General features: G+C 54.0%; 17 protein-coding genes and 3 tRNA genes. 13 read left to right on the top strand and 7 right to left on the bottom strand.

Annotation, left to right across the window (positions count from 1 at the left end; all coding sequences use genetic code 11):
- Positions 1-12: 12 nt before the first annotated feature.
- A complete protein-coding gene (locus WA318_RS18025) occupies positions 13-963 on the bottom strand; it encodes an amino acid ABC transporter permease (RefSeq protein WP_336083734.1) in 951 nt (316 codons plus the stop codon).
- A 90-nt stretch (positions 964-1,053) separates the two neighbouring features.
- On the opposite strand from WA318_RS18025, the gene WA318_RS18020 reads away from it, so the two are divergent.
- The gene (locus WA318_RS18020; RefSeq protein WP_114099337.1) at positions 1,054-1,890 is read left to right on the top strand and encodes a transporter substrate-binding domain-containing protein; all 837 of its coding nucleotides are present in this window, start codon (positions 1,054-1,056) and stop codon (positions 1,888-1,890) included.
- An 82-nt stretch (positions 1,891-1,972) separates the two neighbouring features.
- Here WA318_RS18020 and WA318_RS18015 read toward each other — a convergent pair whose 3' ends face one another.
- The 3 genes from WA318_RS18015 to WA318_RS18005 all read right to left on the bottom strand — a co-directional run bounded on the left by WA318_RS18015 (position 1,973) and on the right by WA318_RS18005 (position 7,040).
- Positions 1,973-3,565, bottom strand: coding sequence for a SpoVR family protein (locus tag WA318_RS18015; RefSeq protein ID WP_336083368.1), 1,593 nt, complete (start codon positions 3,563-3,565; stop codon positions 1,973-1,975).
- A complete protein-coding gene (locus WA318_RS18010) occupies positions 3,562-4,899 on the bottom strand; it encodes a YeaH/YhbH family protein (protein ID WP_336083366.1) in 1,338 nt (445 codons plus the stop codon). Before WA318_RS18010 ends, WA318_RS18015 begins: the two co-directional genes overlap by 4 nt.
- Positions 4,900-5,093: 194 nt before the next feature.
- A complete protein-coding gene (locus tag WA318_RS18005) occupies positions 5,094-7,040 on the bottom strand; it encodes a PrkA family serine protein kinase (RefSeq protein ID WP_114099340.1) in 1,947 nt (648 codons plus the stop codon).
- Between the two features lie 604 nt (positions 7,041-7,644).
- Between WA318_RS18005 and WA318_RS18000 the strand changes: the two genes are divergently transcribed.
- Complete coding sequence (locus WA318_RS18000) at positions 7,645-7,983, top strand: rhodanese-like domain-containing protein (RefSeq protein WP_336083363.1); 339 nt, start codon at positions 7,645-7,647, stop codon at positions 7,981-7,983.
- Positions 7,984-8,062: 79 nt separating this feature from the next.
- Here WA318_RS18000 and WA318_RS17995 read toward each other — a convergent pair whose 3' ends face one another.
- A complete protein-coding gene (locus tag WA318_RS17995; protein ID WP_336083361.1) occupies positions 8,063-8,665 on the bottom strand; it encodes a TetR/AcrR family transcriptional regulator in 603 nt (200 codons plus the stop codon).
- Positions 8,666-8,808: 143 nt separating this feature from the next.
- On the opposite strand from WA318_RS17995, the gene WA318_RS17990 reads away from it, so the two are divergent.
- The 8 genes from WA318_RS17990 to WA318_RS17955 all read left to right on the top strand — a co-directional run bounded on the left by WA318_RS17990 (position 8,809) and on the right by WA318_RS17955 (position 15,311).
- Positions 8,809-9,213, top strand: a complete 405-nt coding sequence (locus WA318_RS17990; RefSeq protein ID WP_336083359.1) for a RidA family protein — start codon at positions 8,809-8,811, stop codon at positions 9,211-9,213.
- Positions 9,214-9,352: 139 nt separating this feature from the next.
- A complete protein-coding gene (locus WA318_RS17985; protein WP_114099344.1) occupies positions 9,353-9,907 on the top strand; it encodes a helix-turn-helix domain-containing protein in 555 nt (184 codons plus the stop codon).
- A gap of 21 nt (positions 9,908-9,928) precedes the next feature.
- Entirely contained in the window at positions 9,929-10,480 is a 552-nt protein-coding gene (locus tag WA318_RS17980; RefSeq protein ID WP_336083356.1) for a GNAT family N-acetyltransferase, read from the top strand.
- A 300-nt stretch (positions 10,481-10,780) separates the two neighbouring features.
- Positions 10,781-11,770 carry a TRAP transporter substrate-binding protein gene (locus tag WA318_RS17975; protein WP_114099346.1) on the top strand — a complete coding sequence of 330 codons (990 nt, stop codon included), beginning with the start codon at positions 10,781-10,783 and terminating at the stop codon, positions 11,768-11,770.
- A gap of 222 nt (positions 11,771-11,992) precedes the next feature.
- Entirely contained in the window at positions 11,993-12,481 is a 489-nt protein-coding gene (locus WA318_RS17970; protein WP_336083354.1) for a TRAP transporter small permease, read from the top strand.
- The gene (locus WA318_RS17965) at positions 12,478-13,749 is read left to right on the top strand and encodes a TRAP transporter large permease (protein ID WP_114099348.1); all 1,272 of its coding nucleotides are present in this window, start codon (positions 12,478-12,480) and stop codon (positions 13,747-13,749) included. The genes WA318_RS17970 and WA318_RS17965 overlap by 4 nt, the downstream gene beginning before the upstream one ends.
- An 18-nt stretch (positions 13,750-13,767) precedes the next feature.
- Positions 13,768-14,640, top strand: coding sequence for an isocitrate lyase/PEP mutase family protein (locus WA318_RS17960; RefSeq protein ID WP_181850367.1), 873 nt, complete (start codon positions 13,768-13,770; stop codon positions 14,638-14,640).
- 263 nt (positions 14,641-14,903) lie between these two features.
- Complete coding sequence (locus WA318_RS17955) at positions 14,904-15,311, top strand: GFA family protein (RefSeq protein ID WP_114099349.1); 408 nt, start codon at positions 14,904-14,906, stop codon at positions 15,309-15,311.
- 62 nt (positions 15,312-15,373) lie between these two features.
- Here WA318_RS17955 and WA318_RS17950 read toward each other — a convergent pair.
- Positions 15,374-15,450, bottom strand: a tRNA-Thr gene (locus WA318_RS17950).
- A 98-nt stretch (positions 15,451-15,548) separates the two neighbouring features.
- Complete coding sequence (rlmB, locus tag WA318_RS17945; RefSeq protein ID WP_336083351.1) at positions 15,549-16,421, bottom strand: 23S rRNA (guanosine(2251)-2'-O)-methyltransferase RlmB; 873 nt, start codon at positions 16,419-16,421, stop codon at positions 15,549-15,551.
- Positions 16,422-16,617: 196 nt separating this feature from the next.
- Between rlmB and WA318_RS17940 the strand changes: the two genes are divergently transcribed.
- From WA318_RS17940 to WA318_RS17930, 3 genes are all read left to right on the top strand, one after another.
- Positions 16,618-16,702, top strand: a tRNA-Tyr gene (locus tag WA318_RS17940).
- A gap of 37 nt (positions 16,703-16,739) precedes the next feature.
- Positions 16,740-16,813 (top strand) — tRNA-Gly (locus WA318_RS17935).
- A gap of 77 nt (positions 16,814-16,890) precedes the next feature.
- Positions 16,891-17,290 (top strand): GTP-binding protein (locus tag WA318_RS17930; protein ID WP_336083349.1); only part of this gene is annotated, 400 nt, incomplete at its 3' end.

Genomic DNA, 17,290 nt, shown 5'->3' with positions numbered 1-17,290 from the left:
TCAAACAGCGGGTTAGACGCGCACACCCTTGCCCAGTTTTTTCTCGATCCGGCTTTGGATATACTCAAATATTCCCGACATAGCCCAATAGATTATGGCTGCCGAAATCAGCATTTCCATATATTTGAATTCGGATCGTCCGTGGGTGCGAGCAAGATACATCAGCTCCCAAACACCCATGATAGAGACGAGCGAGGAATCTTTCAGCATCGAAATGAACTGGTTGCCGGTGGGCGGGATCACAAGGCGCAAGGCCTGTGGCAAAACAACCAGACGCATCACCTGCCAGGGCTTCAATCCCAGTGACAGGGCTGCTTCTGTCTGGCCTTCGGGGACACTTTCGATGCCGGCGCGGAAAATTTCGGCCATATAGGCGCCATAACATAACGACAGCGCAATGATGCCTGCAGGCACCGCCGACAGGACAATCCCGATCTGTGGCAGGCCAAGATAGATCAGCATGACCTGAAGCAACAGCGGCGTTCCGCGAAAGAACGAGGTGTAAAAGGTCGAAAGACCAAAAAACACACCACTTTTTGACAATCTGCCAAGCGCTGCAAACAGCGCAAGCAGGGTGGCGCAGAAAATTGAAATCAGGGAAATGAACAGGGTCAGGACCGCGCCCTGAATGAAATCCCCCTGAAGTTGCAAGCCAAGCAAATAGGGAATGCGCGACCCGATGAACTCAAAGCTGAGATCGAAGCTTAGAAAGAAGGTGGCGAAAAGTGCCAGCAGCTCTGCCCAGATGATGGTTGTTTGCAGCTTGAAGTTAAGGCGGTGCAAAAGCCTGAAATGCGTCCACAGAATGATGCCGCCCACGATGGCAAGTGCGATATCTGCCCCGTAGCTGTCGAAGCCGAACCACAGGCCGGGGCGCGCCGAAAGAAGGATTGTGGCACATATTCCCGAAAACAGGCCAAGCGGCCAGCCCGGTTTATGGGGCATCGGCGGGGTCGGTTGCATTTCGGACACGGGCATATTCATCGGCGCTGACAAATTTCATTAAATTGTATACAAGATCGACAGAACTACACAAAAAGTGAGCCAAGTGAAATGAACTTTAACGCAACAAAGATGCTTCTGGCAGGAATGGCGATGGTTGTGGCACCGCTTGTACCTGCGCATGCCGGTGAAACGCTTGACCGGGTCATGGAAACCAAAACACTGATCGGTGCAACGGCAGACGGTTACCCGCCAGTCGCCTTTACCGATGAAAATAACCAGCTGACCGGTTTTGATGTCGAAGTTGCCCGCGAAATTGCCAAACGGCTTGGCGCGGAATTCAAACCTGTCACGCCGTCATGGGAAGCACAGGTTGCCGGTAACTGGGCCGGTCGTTGGGATATTGCAGTTGGTTCTATGACCCCGACCAAGGCCCGCGCCGAAGTTCTCGATTTCCCGGCGGTCTATTATTACACCCCGGCCATCCTCGTCGCGCACAAGGACAATGCCACCTACCAGAAGGCATCGGATCTTGACGGCAAGGTTGTTGGCGCTTGTGCAGCCTGTTCCTATGAAGACTATCTGAACCACAAGCTGGTGATGGATGTCGAAGGTGTGCCACCGTTCGAATATGAAGTCACGCCGGGTCGTATTCAGACCTATGAGTCTGATGGCATGGCCTTTGACGATTTGCGTCTTGGCGATGGGGTGCGTGTCGATGCGGTTCTTTCGAACATTCCGACCGCAACGGCGGCGATTGAAAACAACATGCCGTTCCGTATGGTGGGCGAACCGCTTGTTTATGAACCGCTGGCAGTTGCAGTGGACAAGGGCGACCCGGAATTTTCCGCAAAAATTACCGAGATTGTTGATGCCATGCGGACCGATGGAACGCTTAAGGTGCTTTCGGAGAAATGGTTTGGTGTGGATTTGACCACCGTGAAGTGATCACATCCAGAGACGCCGTTTTCAATGACCAAGAGCCGCCCAAGGGCGGCTCTTTTCGTTTGAGCTGTGTGAAAGACGAATATCAGTTACCGGCCAGATCTTCTGGTGTGTAACTCATCTCATGAAGGATTTCGCCGGTTTCGTAATCGACCGCCTGAAGGGTAACACCATATCCCCAAAGCTGCCCGATATAGCCAAGCGTCATCTGGGCGTCGGATTTTTCAAGACGGATGCCGTCATGCTCGGTGTGCTGGATATAAAGTTGGCGGTTGCCGCGAATATCAACATCGACAACCTGCATGTCGGGTTCGCGCACTGAAATGTCATGCATTCTGGCAAGCGACCGGCGGACCTTGCGATAGCCATTGTCATCATGGATGGCGGCGACTTCCAGATGCGGCGTGGTGTTCTGATCGTCGATCATGAACATCCGCATGTCACGCATCAGCTTGGGCGAGAGGAATTGAAGGATGAAGCTTTCATCGCGGTAATGCGCCCAGGCTTCCTTGAGCGTTTCCACAGGTTCATTATTGCCCGCAATATCGGGGAACCATTTACGATCTTCCTCGGTCGGGTCAATGCAGATGCGGTGGATATCCTGCATCATGGCAAAGCCCAGCGCATAGGGGTTGAAACCCGAATAGCGCGGATCGTCAAAATCGGCCTGAAACACCACGCGGGAATGATAGTCGATGAATTCCATCATAGCACCCTCGGAAATCAGGCCCTTGTCATACAGGCTGTTCATGATCGCGTAATGCACATAGCACGCGCAGCCTTCATTCATCATCTTGGTCTGTTTCTGCGGATAGAAATACTGGCCGATATTGCGCACGATGCGGATGATTTCACGTTCCCACGCATGCAGGGACGGCGCGTTCTTTTCGAGGAAATATAAAAGGTTTTCTTCCGGCAGGCCGAACTGCGCACGCCGTTCCTCGATCCGCATTTTGCGTTTGAGCTCGTCCATATCCTGATCGCCCTGATCAGGCTGGGGCAGAGTGCGCCACAGATCGTTATAGGTCTCGTCTTCGTATTTCGCCCGTTCGCGTTCGCGTTCAAGCTCGACCGCAAGATTGGGTTTTTCCGGGTGCGAATAGCGGTTCACACCCTGTTCCATCAGGGCGTGGGCTGCATCAAGAACCCGCTCGACCGCATCAAAGCCATAACGGTCCTCGCATTTGGCGATATAGCTCTTGGCAAATTGCAGGTAATCCAGAATGCCTTCAGCATCGGTCCATTGTTTGAACAGATAGTTGTTCTTGAAGAAGTGGTTATGCCCGAACGCGGCATGGGCGATGACCAAAGCCTGCATGACGATGGTGTTTTCTTCCATCACGTAGGAAATGCAGGGATTGGAATTGATCACGATCTCATAGGCCAGTCCCTGATAACCCTTGCGATACATGACATCATCGCGCACGAACCGTTTGCCAAATGACCAGTGGTGATACATCAGCGGCATGCCAATCGATGAATAGGCATCCAACATCTGTTCGGATGTGATGACTTCGACCTGATTGGGATAGACATCCAGTTTGAGTTCACTCAGCGCGATTTCCTCGATCGCGTCATAGGTCGATTTCAGCGTTTCGAAATCCCAGTCCGCACTGGTGAAGAGAAGTTTGCTGGTATCTGGTGCCGGGGTGTCGTTGGTTTTGGCTTTGGTGCTCATACCCGGGCCTCCGTGCGGTTTTTGGCAAAGAGTTCCCGAAATACCGGGAAGATGTCGGATGCCTTGGTCACGCGCTTAAGTGCAAAGCGCGGATTGTGACTGGCAAGCGGGGCATAGGCCTTCCAAAGCGCGGTTTCGCCTTCGGCGGCAGCGAAAATCTCGGCCTCGCGTTCGTCAGTGATTTCGATATAGGCGTAATACTGGCATTTCGGCAGAAGGTCTTCGGCCAGCAGGGTGGTGCATTTCACCCCGTCATTGGAATAGTTGTCACCATCGGATGCCTGTGCGGCATAGATGTTCCATTGATCGGTCGGATAGCGATCCTTAAGGACCTTTTTCATTTCTTCCAGCGCGGTGGAAACGATGGTGCCGCCGGTTTCGCGCGAATAGAAAAACGTTTCCTCGTCCACCTCGGACGCGCGCGATGTATGGCGAATGAACACCACTTCGACATGTTCATAGCGGCGATGCAGGAACAGATGCAGCAGCATGAAGAACCGCTTTGCCAGTTCCTTCATCTGTTCGGACATCGAACCCGAAACATCCATCAAACAGAACATCACAGCCTGCGTGTTGGGATCGGGGATTTGCTGAAACTGATTATAGCGGGTGTCGATGGGATCAATGAACGGGATTGCCTTCATGCGGCGTTTGGCTTCTTCCAGATCGGCCAGCAATCCATGCAATGTATCTTCATCAGCCTTGGTCAGTTTGCCTGAGGGGCGCTTTTCGGCCTTGTCCTGAAGGGCGGAAATCTTTTCTTCCAGTTCGCGGACTTCGGCAGTTTTGGGGCGTCTCAGGCCAATCCGCCGGGCAAGTGAATTGCGCATGGTGCGCACAAGGCTGAGATTGGCCGGGGTTCCTTCGACCGAAAATCCCGCGCGCGCATTGCGAAATGCGGTGGTCTGTTTCAGGCTCTTTTTCAAAAGGTCCGGCAGTTCGAGGTCTTCGAAAAAGATATCAAGGAACTCGTCACGGGTAAGTGTGAACTGGAAATCATCCTCGCCATCGCCATCCGGGCTTGCCTGCGATCCGCCAGCCCCGGAATCCCCGCCTTGCGGGCGCGCAATGCGATCGCCCTGAACGAATTTCTTGTTACCGGGCAGGACATAGTTGCGATTGCCGCCACGTCCGGCATGGTGGAAACCGGGTTCCTTAAGGGTCTTTCCGGGAATGGTGACCTGATCGCCGCTGGTGATATCGGTAATGCCACGCGACCGGATGGTGTTTTCGACAGCTTTTTTGATCTGAGCCTTGGCCCGGCGCATGAAACGCTGTCGGTTGCCAAGACTTTTGCCTGTCGGGTTCTTGCGGCGGTCAACGATATAAAGCATGGGCAGTCACATCCTTGGCGATCTCGTCCATGGACCGGGGCGCATCCCTGCAACGGGTTTTATGGTGCAAAATGCAGGTCGTCCGGGCCTTGGGCGTCACAGGGTGGGCCGGTTTTGCCCATCCTGTGACGGGATAAAGACCGGGCGGACAAGGGAGAAACCGCCCGGCAGGGTCGGAAAGCCGAGGGCGTGGCTTATCCGGCCTTGTTCACGCGCATATACCATTCAACCAGACGACGGGTCTGACGTTCGGTATAGCTCCGATCGATCATGCGTTTGACGAACTCGTTGTGTTTCTTTTCGGTATCGCTGTCTTTTTTCGAGCCGAACGAAATCACCGGCAGCAGGTCTTCGACCTGACTGAACATGCGTTTTTCGATGACATCGCGCAGTTTTTCATAAGACGTCCATGCCGGGTTTTTGCCCTTGTTATTGGCGCGTGCGCGCAGGGCAAATTTGACGACCTCGTTACGGAAGTCCTTCGGATTGGCGATGCCCGCCGGTTTTTCGATTTTCGAAAGTTCCTGATCAATGATCTTGCGATCAAGAAGCTGACCCGTATCGGGATCCTTGAAGTCCTGATCCTCGATCCATGCATCAGCATAGGATACGTAACGATCAAACAGGTTCTGCCCGTAATCGGAATAGCTTTCGAGATAGGCCTTCTGGATTTCCGCCCCGATAAACTCGGCATAACGCGGGGCCAGTTCGGACTTGATGAAGTCCATATAGTCCTTTTCACGTTCTTCCGGATATTGTTCACGCCGGATCGCCTGTTCAAGGACATACATCAGATGGACGGGGTCGGCTGCGACCTCAAGGGTGTCATGGTTGAAGGTTTCCGAAAGCACCTTGAAGGCAAAGCGGGTTGAAATACCATCCATGCCTTCATCCACACCGGCCGTATCGCGGTATTCCTGCATGGATTTGGCTTTGGGGTCGACATCTTTCAATGTTTCGCCGTCATAGACACGCATCTTGGAATAAAGGTTCGAGTTTTCATGTTCCTGCAACCGCGACAGGACGGAAAACTGTGCCAGCATCTTGAGCGTTCCGGGCGCACAGGCCCCTTGTTCAAGCTCTGATCCCTGAAGCAGCTTCTCATAGATCATGGTTTCTTCGGTGACCCGCAGGCAATAGGGCACCTTGATCACCGAGATACGGTCAATGAAGGCCTCGTTATTCTTGTTGGCCTTGAATGTCTGCCATTCTGATTCGTTTGAGTGCGCAAGGATAAGACCCTGGAAGGGGATCGCGCCGAGGTTTTCCGTGCCGATATAGTTGCTTTCCTGCGTTGCAGTCAGCAATGGATGCAGCATTTTGATCGGCGCCTTGAACATCTCGACGAATTCAAGAATGCCCTGGTTGGCGCGGTTCAAACCACCGGAATAGCTATACGCATCCGGGTCATTTTGGCTGTAATATTCAAGCTTGCGGATGTCGACCTTGCCGACCAGCGACGAGATATCCTGATTGTTTTCATCACCCGGTTCGGTTTTGGCGATGGCAATCTGGCGCAGACGTGACGGGATCAGTTTGACGACCGAGAATTTGGTCAAATCACCGCCAAATTCGTCAAGGCGCTTAACAGCCCAGGGCGACATAAGCCCCGTGAGGCGACGTTTGGGAATGCCGTATTTGTCTTCGATGGCATCGCCCATTTTTGCGGGGTTGAACAGGCCAAGCGGGCTTTCGAAAACCGGGCTGATCTGATCACCGGCCTTCAAAACATAGATGGGTTCTCGTTCCATCAGTTCCTTGAGACGTTCGGCCAGTGAACTTTTGCCCCCGCCAACCGGGCCAAGCAGATAGAGAACCTGTTTGCGTTCCTCAAGCCCCTGGGCCGCGTATTTAAAGAATCCGACAATGCGTTCGACCGTTTCTTCCATTCCGAAGAAATCGGCAAAAGCCGGGTAACGTTTGATGGTTCGGTTTAGGAAAATGCGGCCAAGACGGGAATCTGTCGACGTGTCGATCAGTTCCGGCTCGCCAATCGCTGCGATCATGCGTTCAGCGGCCGAGGCATAGGCCGTTGGATCTTCGCGACAGAGATTGAGGTAGTCACGGATGGTCAGTTCGGTTTCTTGCTTTCCGTCATATCCTTCCGCATACAGCTCGAAGATATCCTTCTCTTCAGCCATGGCGCGGTCTCCTTTCAAACGTTATCTCTCTGGTGTCGAACTATCGTTTCCTGTCCTGCGTGTTTTGCGGTGCAGCAGACCTGATTGCGGCCGCCTGATTCTGTGTACGTCAGCAAAAGTCGTTTCGATGCATTTGCCTGACAGTAAATATTCTAACGAACTGTATTTAGCTTAAGGTTAATGTGCGGCAGAAGATGCCAAGAGTTTGAAGCTGTTGTCTTTGCCATTTCACAATTGAATATTTGCTACTTTGGGTTGCGGTATTTGGGCCCCGTTGCGGCAACCCTTTCGATCAACTTAAGACCTGAACGGGCGCCAACCTGTCGGGATGACCATGATCGTCGCCACTGTAAAATGTTCTTATAATTGACTTGGGAAGCTGCAATCGGTTCCGCAAGGTAAGACATAAGTATTATCCAAGGAATTTCCGCCAGATTGATCACGGTTGAGTGACCAAGGCAGGCTGTCAGCAAGGAGCTTGCCCGTCATGCGCGGAGGCAAAATTATTTTGCATTTGCACAAGCCGATTGCCCGGCGCTATCACTGCCCCTGATCAGGAATGTCAGAACAGTGGCGGCGAGGACCGCCAGACAGGGAAAATGAAATGACCGACGGTGCCGTAAAGTTTGTCGAACCGCATGAACTCGATCTTATGATCGGGCAGGAAAGTGTGACCGTGATCGATGTCCGTGAGCCCGATGAATTTGCAACCGGCCATATCGAAACCGCAATCAATATGCCGACCTCGAATTTTGATATTGCGGCCCTTGTTGATCTGACCGACGAACAGGACACCGATCTGGTTTTTGTCTGCGCGGTGGGGCAACGCTCGTTTGGGGCGGCCAATGCCGTTCTGGCCCATGTCGATTGCGCGGTCAGCAACCTTAAGGGGGGCATTCAAAGTTGGGTGCGTGCCGGGTTTGATCTTGAGGGCGGCAAATAAGCCTGCCGTTCTTTTGACGGGGCAGGGGGTGGAATGTGACGTGACCGCCCCGAATTTCCCGCCCCGTTTCAGGCCGGCGTCATTCTGAGGCAGGCTTTACCAAGACACCTGATGCAAGGCACTCAAAGGCCGCAATGGCCTTGTGAAGTGTGTCTTGCGGATCTTCGCTTGTCCCGACCCAAAGTGCAGCATTAAGAGCAACGCCATTCAGCAGTCTGGCGAGTGCTTCTATATCAACCGGTTTGATTGCGCCGTTCTTTGCCAGCTCGTTCAGGGTTTTGATTGTTGCCTGCAAACAGCGGTTTTGGCTTGGCCACTGTGACGGATCCCCCAGAAACGCCGGGCCATCGCGAAGAACGATGCGCTGTATTTCGGGATCAAGTGCCAATTCAATATAGGTGCGGCCTTCGGCAATAAGCCCGTTCCAGCCGCCACCTGCTGCTTCACCCGCGTCCTTGGCCTTTTGGGCCATGGCCGAGTCTATTTCATCGACCACGGCCCCAAGCAGTCCGAGCTTGTCCCCAAAATTATGATAAAGCGCGCCACGCGTCAGACCGGCCGTTGCAGTCAGTTCATCCATTGATGCGCTCACATATCCCTTTTCGGCAAAGGCCTTGCGTCCTGCGGCGATCAGCTTGACGCGGGTTTCTTCCATTTTTTCAGCACGGGTTTTGGCAGCCATCAGGCACTCCGAGTTTGACATACGCGGCGTATATTAATTGACATACGCTGCGTATGTGAGTATCTCTCATTTCACATACGTAGCGTATCTGAAATGAGATCAAAACACCATACACTCTGAATTTTCCTGAAAAGGAGGTCCTCATGACCCTCGCAAATGAAGCAATCTTTCCGCCAAACTGTCATGCGCTTTACGACGCACACGGTTATTCCCCGGCCATCCGATCCGGTGACTTGCTTTTCGTCTCGGGTCAGGTTGGCAGTCGTGAAGACGGCACGCCTGAGCCCGATTTTAAAAAACAGGTCGCGCTGGCATTTGAAAACCTCAAGGCCATCCTTGCCGCTGCCGGATGCGGTCTTGCGGACATCATTGATGTCACAAGCTTTCATACCGATCCGGAAAACCAGTTTGCAGATATCATGGATGTAAAAGGGGCTGTCTTTGACAAGGCCCCGTATCCGAACTGGACGGCAGTTGGCGTGAACTGGCTTGCCGGCTTTGATTTCGAAATCAAGGTGATCGCCCGCATTCCCGCGTCAAATGCCTGATTGGGCAATCTGACTGCATCGAAACAAGACGGACCAATGCGTGAACCGGCCCCGTATTGATAAGGCGGGGCCGGTTTTTTTACCTTGACGATTTCTCGTAAATGGAAAAATATCCCGTTATTGAGATCAAAGATGAAAGATGGACGACATCGAAAAACGACTTGCCGCACGCCTGTCATCCCTGCGCTCGGAACGGGGATGGTCGCTTGATGAGCTGGCAAAACGCAGCAGCGTTAGCCGTGCCAGTCTATCACGCATCGAAAATGGCGAGGTCAGTCCGACGGCAAGTGTTCTTGGCAAGCTTTGCGTTGCCTTTGGTGTCACTCTGTCGCGATTGATGCAAATGGTCGAAGAGGATTTTATCCCGCTGATCACACGCGCCCGTCAGGAGGTCTGGACCGATCCGGAAACCGGATATCGTCGCCGTCTGGTTTCACCCACATCGCGCAATCTGTCGGGCGAGGTGCTTGAAGTCGAAATCGATGCGGATACGCGGATCGAATATGCCGGGACGCCACGTGACGGGCTGGAACATCATTTGGTGATGCTTGAGGGCCAATTGATCATGGAGGTCAATCACCAGAGCCACAATCTGGAGGCCGGGGATTGCCTGCGCTATCAGTTGCGCGGTGGCAATGTGTTCCAGACCCCCAGGCATTCCGGTGCCCGCTATCACCTGTTTATTGTCGAATGACCATCCGGGAAGTCCGCCACCATGACCAAATCTGAAATTACTGATGCCCCGTTGATTGTGCGCCTGAATGCAGACACGCTTGAGGCTCGTCTTGATCAGTTTGGCGAGATGCTCCATGCCTGCGTTCATGACGGGGCGAGTATCGGCTTTATTGAGCCGTTCCCGATCAGCGAAGCCGTGGCGTTCTGGCGCTACCGGACTCTTCCGGCCATGGCCGGTGGCAGACGAACACTTTTTGCGGCCCTTGACGATGACCGGATTGTCGGCACCGTACAGCTTGACTGCGACACCATGCCCAATCAGGCCCATCGTGGCGATATCAGCAAATTGATGGTGCGCCCCGATTGCCGGCGTCGCGGGATCGCGAGGGAATTGATGCTGGCGGCAGAAGATCGTGCCCGGGAGCTGGGACGCAGTTTGCTGACACTCGACACCCGCACAGGGGACAGTGCCGAACGGCTTTATACGTCCCTTGGTTTTGAAACTGCCGGGGTGATCCCGGACTATGCCCGCGATCCGTTTTCCGACAAGCTCAGCGCAACCACAATTATGTTTAAGCGCCTGAAAGACTAGCCTTTTGATACTACGGGCGATTCCCGAAATTGTATCCAATATGCCGGTTCTGGCATGCCAGGGCCAAAGGATGCAGGTAAGTTGCCGGTAGAATTCGCAATTTTGCATTGCGACAAATTTCTGAATTCTTTCCCGATATTCCTTTTAATTCCCATGCTTCAGGGTCTTGTGCGTTGCACTAAGGGTTTTCTGATAGGAGCACTGTCGAACGCAAAAGATGTTGAATGCCAACGGAAAATAGGCGCATCTTTGCCGTCCGGCATAAAGAATTAGAATAAAAGTTCCTGGAGGAAGCTCATTATGAAGAAATTTGCCCTTGCGGCGGCCCTGATGACGGCTGTCGGCTTTTCCGGTGCGGTTCACGCGGCTGATCTGACCCTGCGCATTTCGCTGCAGCTGCCAATGAAAAGCCACCTTGGCCAGAACCTTTTGATGTTCAAGAACGAGGTCGAGCAGAAATCGAACGGCGACATCGAAGTTCAGATTTACGACTCAGCCCAGCTTTACAAAGACAAGGAAGTGCCCGCTGCTGTCGGTTCGGGTGCCATTGAAATGGGTGTGGCGTCGCTGACCCGCTATGTTGGTGATGTTCCGGCTGTTGACGTTTTCTATCAGCCGTTCCTTCTTGATAACGAAGAAAAGGTCCGCAAGGCCGTTTCCCCGGATTCTCCGGTCCGCGCGCCGCTTGATGCCGCGATTGCTGAAACCGGTGCGACGGTTTTGTGGTGGCAGGCTTATGGCGGGTCGATCATGCTGTCGAATGGCGGCCCGATCAAAGGCCCGGATGGCCTTAAAGGTCAAAAAGTTCGCGTCTTCTCCAAAACGCAGGGTGATTTCATCTCTGCAGCTGGCGGTGCACCGACCCTGATTTCCGGATCCGAGCAGTATATCGCTTATCAGCGCGGCACGGTTGATGTTGGCATGACCGGCATGTCGGGTGTCAAATCCCGTCAGCTTTGGGAAGTCATGGACACCGTCACCACCACCAACGACGCTGACATTGAATTCATCGTGGTTGTGAATACCGATTTCTGGAACGGCCTGACCGATGCACAGCGTGACATCATCTCGACCGCGGCAGTGAATGCCGAAAATGATGTTCGTGATCGCATGACGGCAATTGAGGCTGCTGCATATGAAGAAGCCAAAGCGAACGGCATGACCATTTACAATCCGACTGCGGAAGAAATGGCTGCGTGGCGCGAAGCTGCCAAACCGGTTTACGAGGCATTCCTTGCCCATACCGGTGACCTCGGCAAACAGGTCTTCGAAGCTGCCCAGAAATTCTGATCATCAAAAGGGTCATCACAGGTTTGACGTGTGATGACCCGATGATCGCCTTTGATCTGATCGCATCATCGTCCTGATCCCGGGCTTCAAGGCCATATTTCCGGCCAAGTGTCGCCCGGCCGGTTGGGACGATGATGATTTTCCGCCCCCTTTGAGATCAGGAGATGACTGTTGTCGGGCCGCACAATCATTTGCACCTGAGCAACGGCATTCGTTTTTAAGATGTTTGATCGATTAATGCTGTGTCTGGCATGGGTCGCGGCCATCCTGTTTGTGCTGGCTGGCTGCATGCTGACCTATGAAGTTATTGCGCGCTATTTCTTTGTCCGTCCGACGATCTGGGCGGCAGAGCTTTCGCAACTTTGCCTGATCTGGGGCGCGTTGCTTGGTATGCCCTGGGCCTTGGCAGCACGTCGCCATATTTCGGTGGATGCTGTCACCCGACTGTTTTCCGAACCGGTTCAGCGTGGCATCGAAATTGCCGCCATGGCCTGCATCTTTGCCTTTTCGGTAATGGTGACTTTCAAGGGCTGGGAAATCTTTTACGAAAGTTACGAGCGCGGCCGGACCAGTGGCACGATGCTTGATCTTCCGGCTTGGGTGGCAGAGCTGCCGGTGGCACTTGGATTTGCGTTACTCGCAGTGCAGTCCGTTATTGAAATTGTCGGCCTTCTGCGCGGCAAGGAAATTCCGAAAGGGGCACATGAATGACCATTCTTCTGACCCTTGCAGCAATGTTCGCGCTTTTGCTGATGCGCGTGCCTGTTGCCTTTGCCCTTGGCGGCCTTGGTCTTGCGATGTTGCTGCTGGGCGGCTTTTCGCCACTGATGGCCCCGCAAGCCGTTCTTTCCACCCTTGATGGCTTTATCCTTCTGGCGGTGCCGCTGTTTCTGTTGATGTCGAACATCCTGCTGCGTGCGGGGGTCGGCAATGACCTGTTTGCGGCGGTGAGTGCCTGGGTTGGGCATTGGCCGGGCGGGCTTGCGGTTGCAACCATTCTGTCTTGTGGCGTGTTTGCGGCTATTTCGGGCTCGTCGGTTGCGACCGCTGCGACCATCGGGACGGTCGCCATTCCGGAAATGATCAATCGCGGCTACAACAAGAAGTTCGTTTATGGTCTTCTGGCTGCGGGTGGCACGCTTGGCATTCTGATCCCGCCATCGATTCCGATGATCATTTATGGTTTTGTGACCGAAGAATCGGTGATCTCGCTGTTCCTTGCCGGAATCGGGCCGGGGATCGCGTTGCTGGTCTTCTTTATTATTTTCTCGATGATCTATGCCCGTATGGGCGGACAGGAAAGCGAACCCAAACAGGGCTGGGCAGAACGTCGTCGTGCAACGCTTAAGGCTTTGCCGTCTGTCATTCTTGCGGTTCTGATTATTTCGGGGATCTATTCAGGCGCCTTTACGCCAACCGAAGCCGCCGCAATCGGATTTGCCGCGTCGCTGATCATTACCGGCCCGATCATGCGGGTTCTGACATGGGATGCGCTTAAAAAGGCAGTGTTTGACAGTATGGCAACCACGGTTGCGATCATTCTGATCATTGCCGGGGCAAAAATCTTTGGCAAGGCGATCACGCTCTATCGAATCCCTCAAGACATCTCGATGATGATCACGCAGGGCATAGATACCGACCTTGGCTTCATTCTGGTTGTAACTGCTGTTCTTCTGGTGATGGGGCTTGTGTTCGAAGCATTATCAATGGTTCTGATCATGACGCCGGTTCTGTTGCCAGCGGCCCTTGCGCTTGGTTTCGATCCGATCTGGTTTGGCGTCTATATGGTGATCATGGTCGAATGTGCCCTGATTACACCGCCCGTCGGCCTGAATCTTTATGTCATCCAGTCTGTGGCCAAGGCCCGCTTGGGTGAGGTCGCGAGTGGTGTGGCACCGTTCCTGATGCTGATGTTCCTGTGTGCGGCCATTCTTTATGTCTGGCACGACCTTGCACTCTATATTCCGTTCAAACTGTAAAGACTGATGACACATATAATGACACCTGCGGATCGTTTGCGTGCGCTGCTGGCCACCGGCGATCTGATCACCATGCCATGCTGTTTTGATGCGCTTTCTGCCAAGCTGATCGAACAGGAAGGGTTTGCTCTGACCTTCATGTCAGGATTCGCGACATCTGCGGCCCGGATCGGTGCGCCCGACCTTGGCCTGATGTCCTATGGCGAGGTTCTTGACCAGGCCCGCAACATTACTGATGCCATCTCGATTCCGCTGATTGGCGATGGCGATACCGGTTATGGCAATGCCATGAATGTCAGACGCACGGTTACCGGCTTTGCCAAGGCAGGCTGTGCCGCGGTGATGATCGAGGATCAACTGGCTCCAAAACGCTGCGGTCATACCAAGGGCAAGGAAGTGGTCGGCCGTGACGAGGCGTTCGACCGGATTCGTGCCGCCGTTGATGCCCGCGAAGCCGGGGCAGATATCCTGATCCTTGCGCGCACCGATGCCCGTCATCAGCACGGCCTGTCCGAGGCAATTGACCGTGCGGCAAAGTTCAAGGAACTGGGGGCCGACATTCTGTTTGTCGAAGCGCCGAAGACTGTTGATGAAATGCGTACCCTTTGCGCCGAGCTACCGGGGCCGAAAATGGCCAATATCGTCGAAGGTGGAGAAACCCCGGATCTGTCACCCGCAGAGCTTAAGGAAATCGGGTATCAGATCGCGGCTTATCCTCTGTCTTTGATGGCAGCAGCGATGAAGGCGATGGTTGAAACCTTGCAGACCATGAAGGCAGGGCAACCGCGTGATGACAAGCTGATGAACTGGGCTGATCTGCGCAATCGTATCGGGTTCGACGAATATTATGAAGAATCGGAACGCTATGCTTCGTCGCGTCGCGACGGTTAGGCACGCAGACTGAATGAATGTTTCAGGGCGACGCACCGGAAGGATTGCGTCGCCCTGAGCGTTTGTATGGACCGCCAGCGCCGTTTTAACGAATCCGGAGCACACTTATGACTGGAACGGTCTTTCTTGCCGCATAGCGGGCAGGGGAAGGGGATACCAAGTCACTAAGTGATGTCTTAAAATGTCGATCACCGGTTGTTGTTGGCGACAAGAAAAGAACAACCCTGTGGCTATTGGGCAGGGCAGATCGAAGCAGGGAAATCATGAGCGAGAAACACAGCGGAAGCTGCCTGTGCGGGCAGGTGACATTTGAGGTAACAGGCACTTTTGATGCCTTTTTCCTGTGCCACTGTAAATATTGCCAGAAAGACACGGGTTCCGCGCATGCGGCCAACCTGTTTTCACAAGGCGCGAAGCTCAGCTGGCTTACCGGAAAAGACAAGGTTACATCCTTCACCTTGCCCGGAACCCGTCATGCGAAATCATTCTGTTCGGCGTGTGGCTCTGCGGTTCCAGGCGAACAGATGGGCGGCAAACTGGTTGTAGTGCCAGCAGGAAGCCTTGATACCCCGGTCACCAATGTGCCTGATGCGCACATCATGACGGGCAGCAAGGCCAACTGGGATGATGGGCTTGAACGGGTCACAAAGGTGGCGGGAATGCCCGGATAGCTGAGATTTATCGAAGCCAAAAGAAAACCCCGCAGCCATCGGCTTGCGGGGTTTTCTTTAAATGGTGCCGGCAGAGAGACTCGAACTCCCAACCTTCTGATTACAAATCAGCTGCTCTACCAATTATAGCTATGCCGGCTCGAGCGGCGCGAAACATAATCCGGGCCGCAGATGATTGCAAGACTTTGAAGCAGGGAAATTTACATCCCCCTGCTTCGGGGCAAATCGGGGTGCTGTTTACTTGCGATAAAGCTCGTAAAGGGCAACCGCGGCGGCGTTGGAAACGTTGAGACTTTCGATGCGATCAGACATCGGAAGCTTGACCAGGAAGTCACAGCTTTCGCGCGTCAGACGACGCAGGCCTTCACCCTCGGACCCCATGACGATTCCCACGCGACCACGAAGCTTGGCCTCGGCCAGAGTCTGTTCGGCATATCCGTCCATCCCGGCAAGCCAGAAATGGGCTGCTTTAAGTTTTTCAAGCGTCTGGTTGAGGTTGCCTGCGTGAATATAGGGAACGGTTTCAAGTGCACCACTGGCCGACTTGGCGAGGACACCGGTTTCAGGCGGTGCGTGACGGTCCGGTACGATAACGGCTGACGCGCCAAAGGCGGCTGCACTTCGAAGAATCGCGCCCACGTTATGCGGGTCGGTTACCTGATCAAGGATAAGTACCGTACACTGTTCCGAATCCCGGTGGTCAGCGATCAGTTCTTCGACCGACAGCTGGGGCAGGGGGGCACAATGAATGGCCATGCCCTGATGGACGGTGCCCGGCGGCAACATCTCGTCAAGGTCGGTACGCCCGGCGGAATCAACGGCGACGTCGGTGCGTTCGGCATCGGCGAGGGCTGCGTTAATCTCGTCGCGCACATTTTCGGTCGCCCAGATTTTGTGAATCGTGCGTTGCGGATTGGCAATTGCCATCATTACCGGGTGGCGGCCGAAGAGAATCAGGCGTGAATTTCCGCCCGACGGTCCGCTGTCGCGACCGCGCTTTCGTCCACGGCGCGAATTACCTTCGCGGTTTTCATCGCTTTGCGGGAGGTTGTCCTGCCCGACGTCACCGGGGTGACGATTTCCTGAACGTGATTTGTTGCGACGCGACATAATGGCGGAAACCTCCGGGCCGTAAGGAACTGAATGCACTTTGTTTGACTCTGAAAGCAGAGCTTGGGGAACATATAGGAAAGGAAATACGATTTCGTGTTTTTTTTGCTGTTGACAACACATGCCCCTCCACCGTATTCCCTCCCTCGCCGCAACGAGGCCGGGCTCAAAACCCGGACGGCGTTAAGACCCTGATGGAGGGGTGGCAGAGCGGTCAAATGCAGCGGACTGTAAATCCGCCGACTTAGTCTACGCAGGTTCGAATCCTGCCCCCTCCACCACTCTCTCGCCCTCGCGAGAGCTCGCAGATAGAAATATGCGGGTGTAGCTCAATGGTAGAGCAGAAGCCTTCCAAGCTTACGACGAGGGTTCGATTCCCTTCACCCGCTCCAATTTTATTATGCAACCCGTCGGCTCGTGCGGTGGGTTACTACGTGTTTTTTTGGTTCGGATATAGGATCTGAGGGCAATGGCCAAGGAAAAGTTTGAGCGTACAAAACCGCACGTTAACGTTGGCACCGTCGGCCACGTTGACCACGGTAAAACCACGCTGACCGCAGCGATCACCAAAGTTCTTGCAGAACAGGGTGGCGCTTCGTTCCAGGACTACAGCATGATCGACAAGGCACCGGAAGAGAAAGCTCGTGGTATCACGATCTCGACCGCGCACGTCGAATATGAAACCGAAAACCGCCACTATGCGCACGTCGACTGCCCGGGCCACGCTGACTATGTCAAGAACATGATCACTGGTGCGGCACAGATGGACGGTGGCATCCTGGTTGTTTCGGCAGCAGATGGCCCGATGCCGCAGACCCGCGAGCACATCCTGCTTGCACGTCAGGTTGGCGTTCCGGCACTGGTCGTGT

The organism is Thalassospira sp. CH_XMU1448-2 (genome assembly GCF_037027285.1).
GTDB lineage: Bacteria > Pseudomonadota > Alphaproteobacteria > Rhodospirillales > Thalassospiraceae > Thalassospira > Thalassospira profundimaris_C.
Note: the sequence above shows the minus strand (reverse complement) of the source record. Positions and strands in the feature narration are given on the sequence as shown.

What these genes read in the sequence shown, in the direction of transcription:
- WA318_RS18025 (WP_336083734.1), bottom strand. Translation starts at nt 963, where the DNA reads ATGCAACCGACCCCGCCGATGCCCCATAAACCGGGCTGGCCGCTTGGC.
- WA318_RS18020 (WP_114099337.1), top strand. Translation starts at nt 1,054, where the DNA reads ATGAACTTTAACGCAACAAAGATGCTTCTGGCAGGAATGGCGATGGTT.
- WA318_RS18015 (WP_336083368.1), bottom strand. Translation starts at nt 3,565, where the DNA reads ATGAGCACCAAAGCCAAAACCAACGACACCCCGGCACCAGATACCAGC.
- WA318_RS18010 (WP_336083366.1), bottom strand. Translation starts at nt 4,899, where the DNA reads ATGCTTTATATCGTTGACCGCCGCAAGAACCCGACAGGCAAAAGTCTT.
- WA318_RS18005 (WP_114099340.1), bottom strand. Translation starts at nt 7,040, where the DNA reads ATGGCTGAAGAGAAGGATATCTTCGAGCTGTATGCGGAAGGATATGAC.
- WA318_RS18000 (WP_336083363.1), top strand. Translation starts at nt 7,645, where the DNA reads ATGACCGACGGTGCCGTAAAGTTTGTCGAACCGCATGAACTCGATCTT.
- WA318_RS17995 (WP_336083361.1), bottom strand. Translation starts at nt 8,665, where the DNA reads ATGGCTGCCAAAACCCGTGCTGAAAAAATGGAAGAAACCCGCGTCAAG.
- WA318_RS17990 (WP_336083359.1), top strand. Translation starts at nt 8,809, where the DNA reads ATGACCCTCGCAAATGAAGCAATCTTTCCGCCAAACTGTCATGCGCTT.
- WA318_RS17985 (WP_114099344.1), top strand. Translation starts at nt 9,353, where the DNA reads ATGGACGACATCGAAAAACGACTTGCCGCACGCCTGTCATCCCTGCGC.
- WA318_RS17980 (WP_336083356.1), top strand. Translation starts at nt 9,929, where the DNA reads ATGACCAAATCTGAAATTACTGATGCCCCGTTGATTGTGCGCCTGAAT.
- WA318_RS17975 (WP_114099346.1), top strand. Translation starts at nt 10,781, where the DNA reads ATGAAGAAATTTGCCCTTGCGGCGGCCCTGATGACGGCTGTCGGCTTT.
- WA318_RS17970 (WP_336083354.1), top strand. Translation starts at nt 11,993, where the DNA reads ATGTTTGATCGATTAATGCTGTGTCTGGCATGGGTCGCGGCCATCCTG.
- WA318_RS17965 (WP_114099348.1), top strand. Translation starts at nt 12,478, where the DNA reads ATGACCATTCTTCTGACCCTTGCAGCAATGTTCGCGCTTTTGCTGATG.
- WA318_RS17960 (WP_181850367.1), top strand. Translation starts at nt 13,768, where the DNA reads ATGACACCTGCGGATCGTTTGCGTGCGCTGCTGGCCACCGGCGATCTG.
- WA318_RS17955 (WP_114099349.1), top strand. Translation starts at nt 14,904, where the DNA reads ATGAGCGAGAAACACAGCGGAAGCTGCCTGTGCGGGCAGGTGACATTT.
- rlmB (WP_336083351.1), bottom strand. Translation starts at nt 16,421, where the DNA reads ATGTCGCGTCGCAACAAATCACGTTCAGGAAATCGTCACCCCGGTGAC.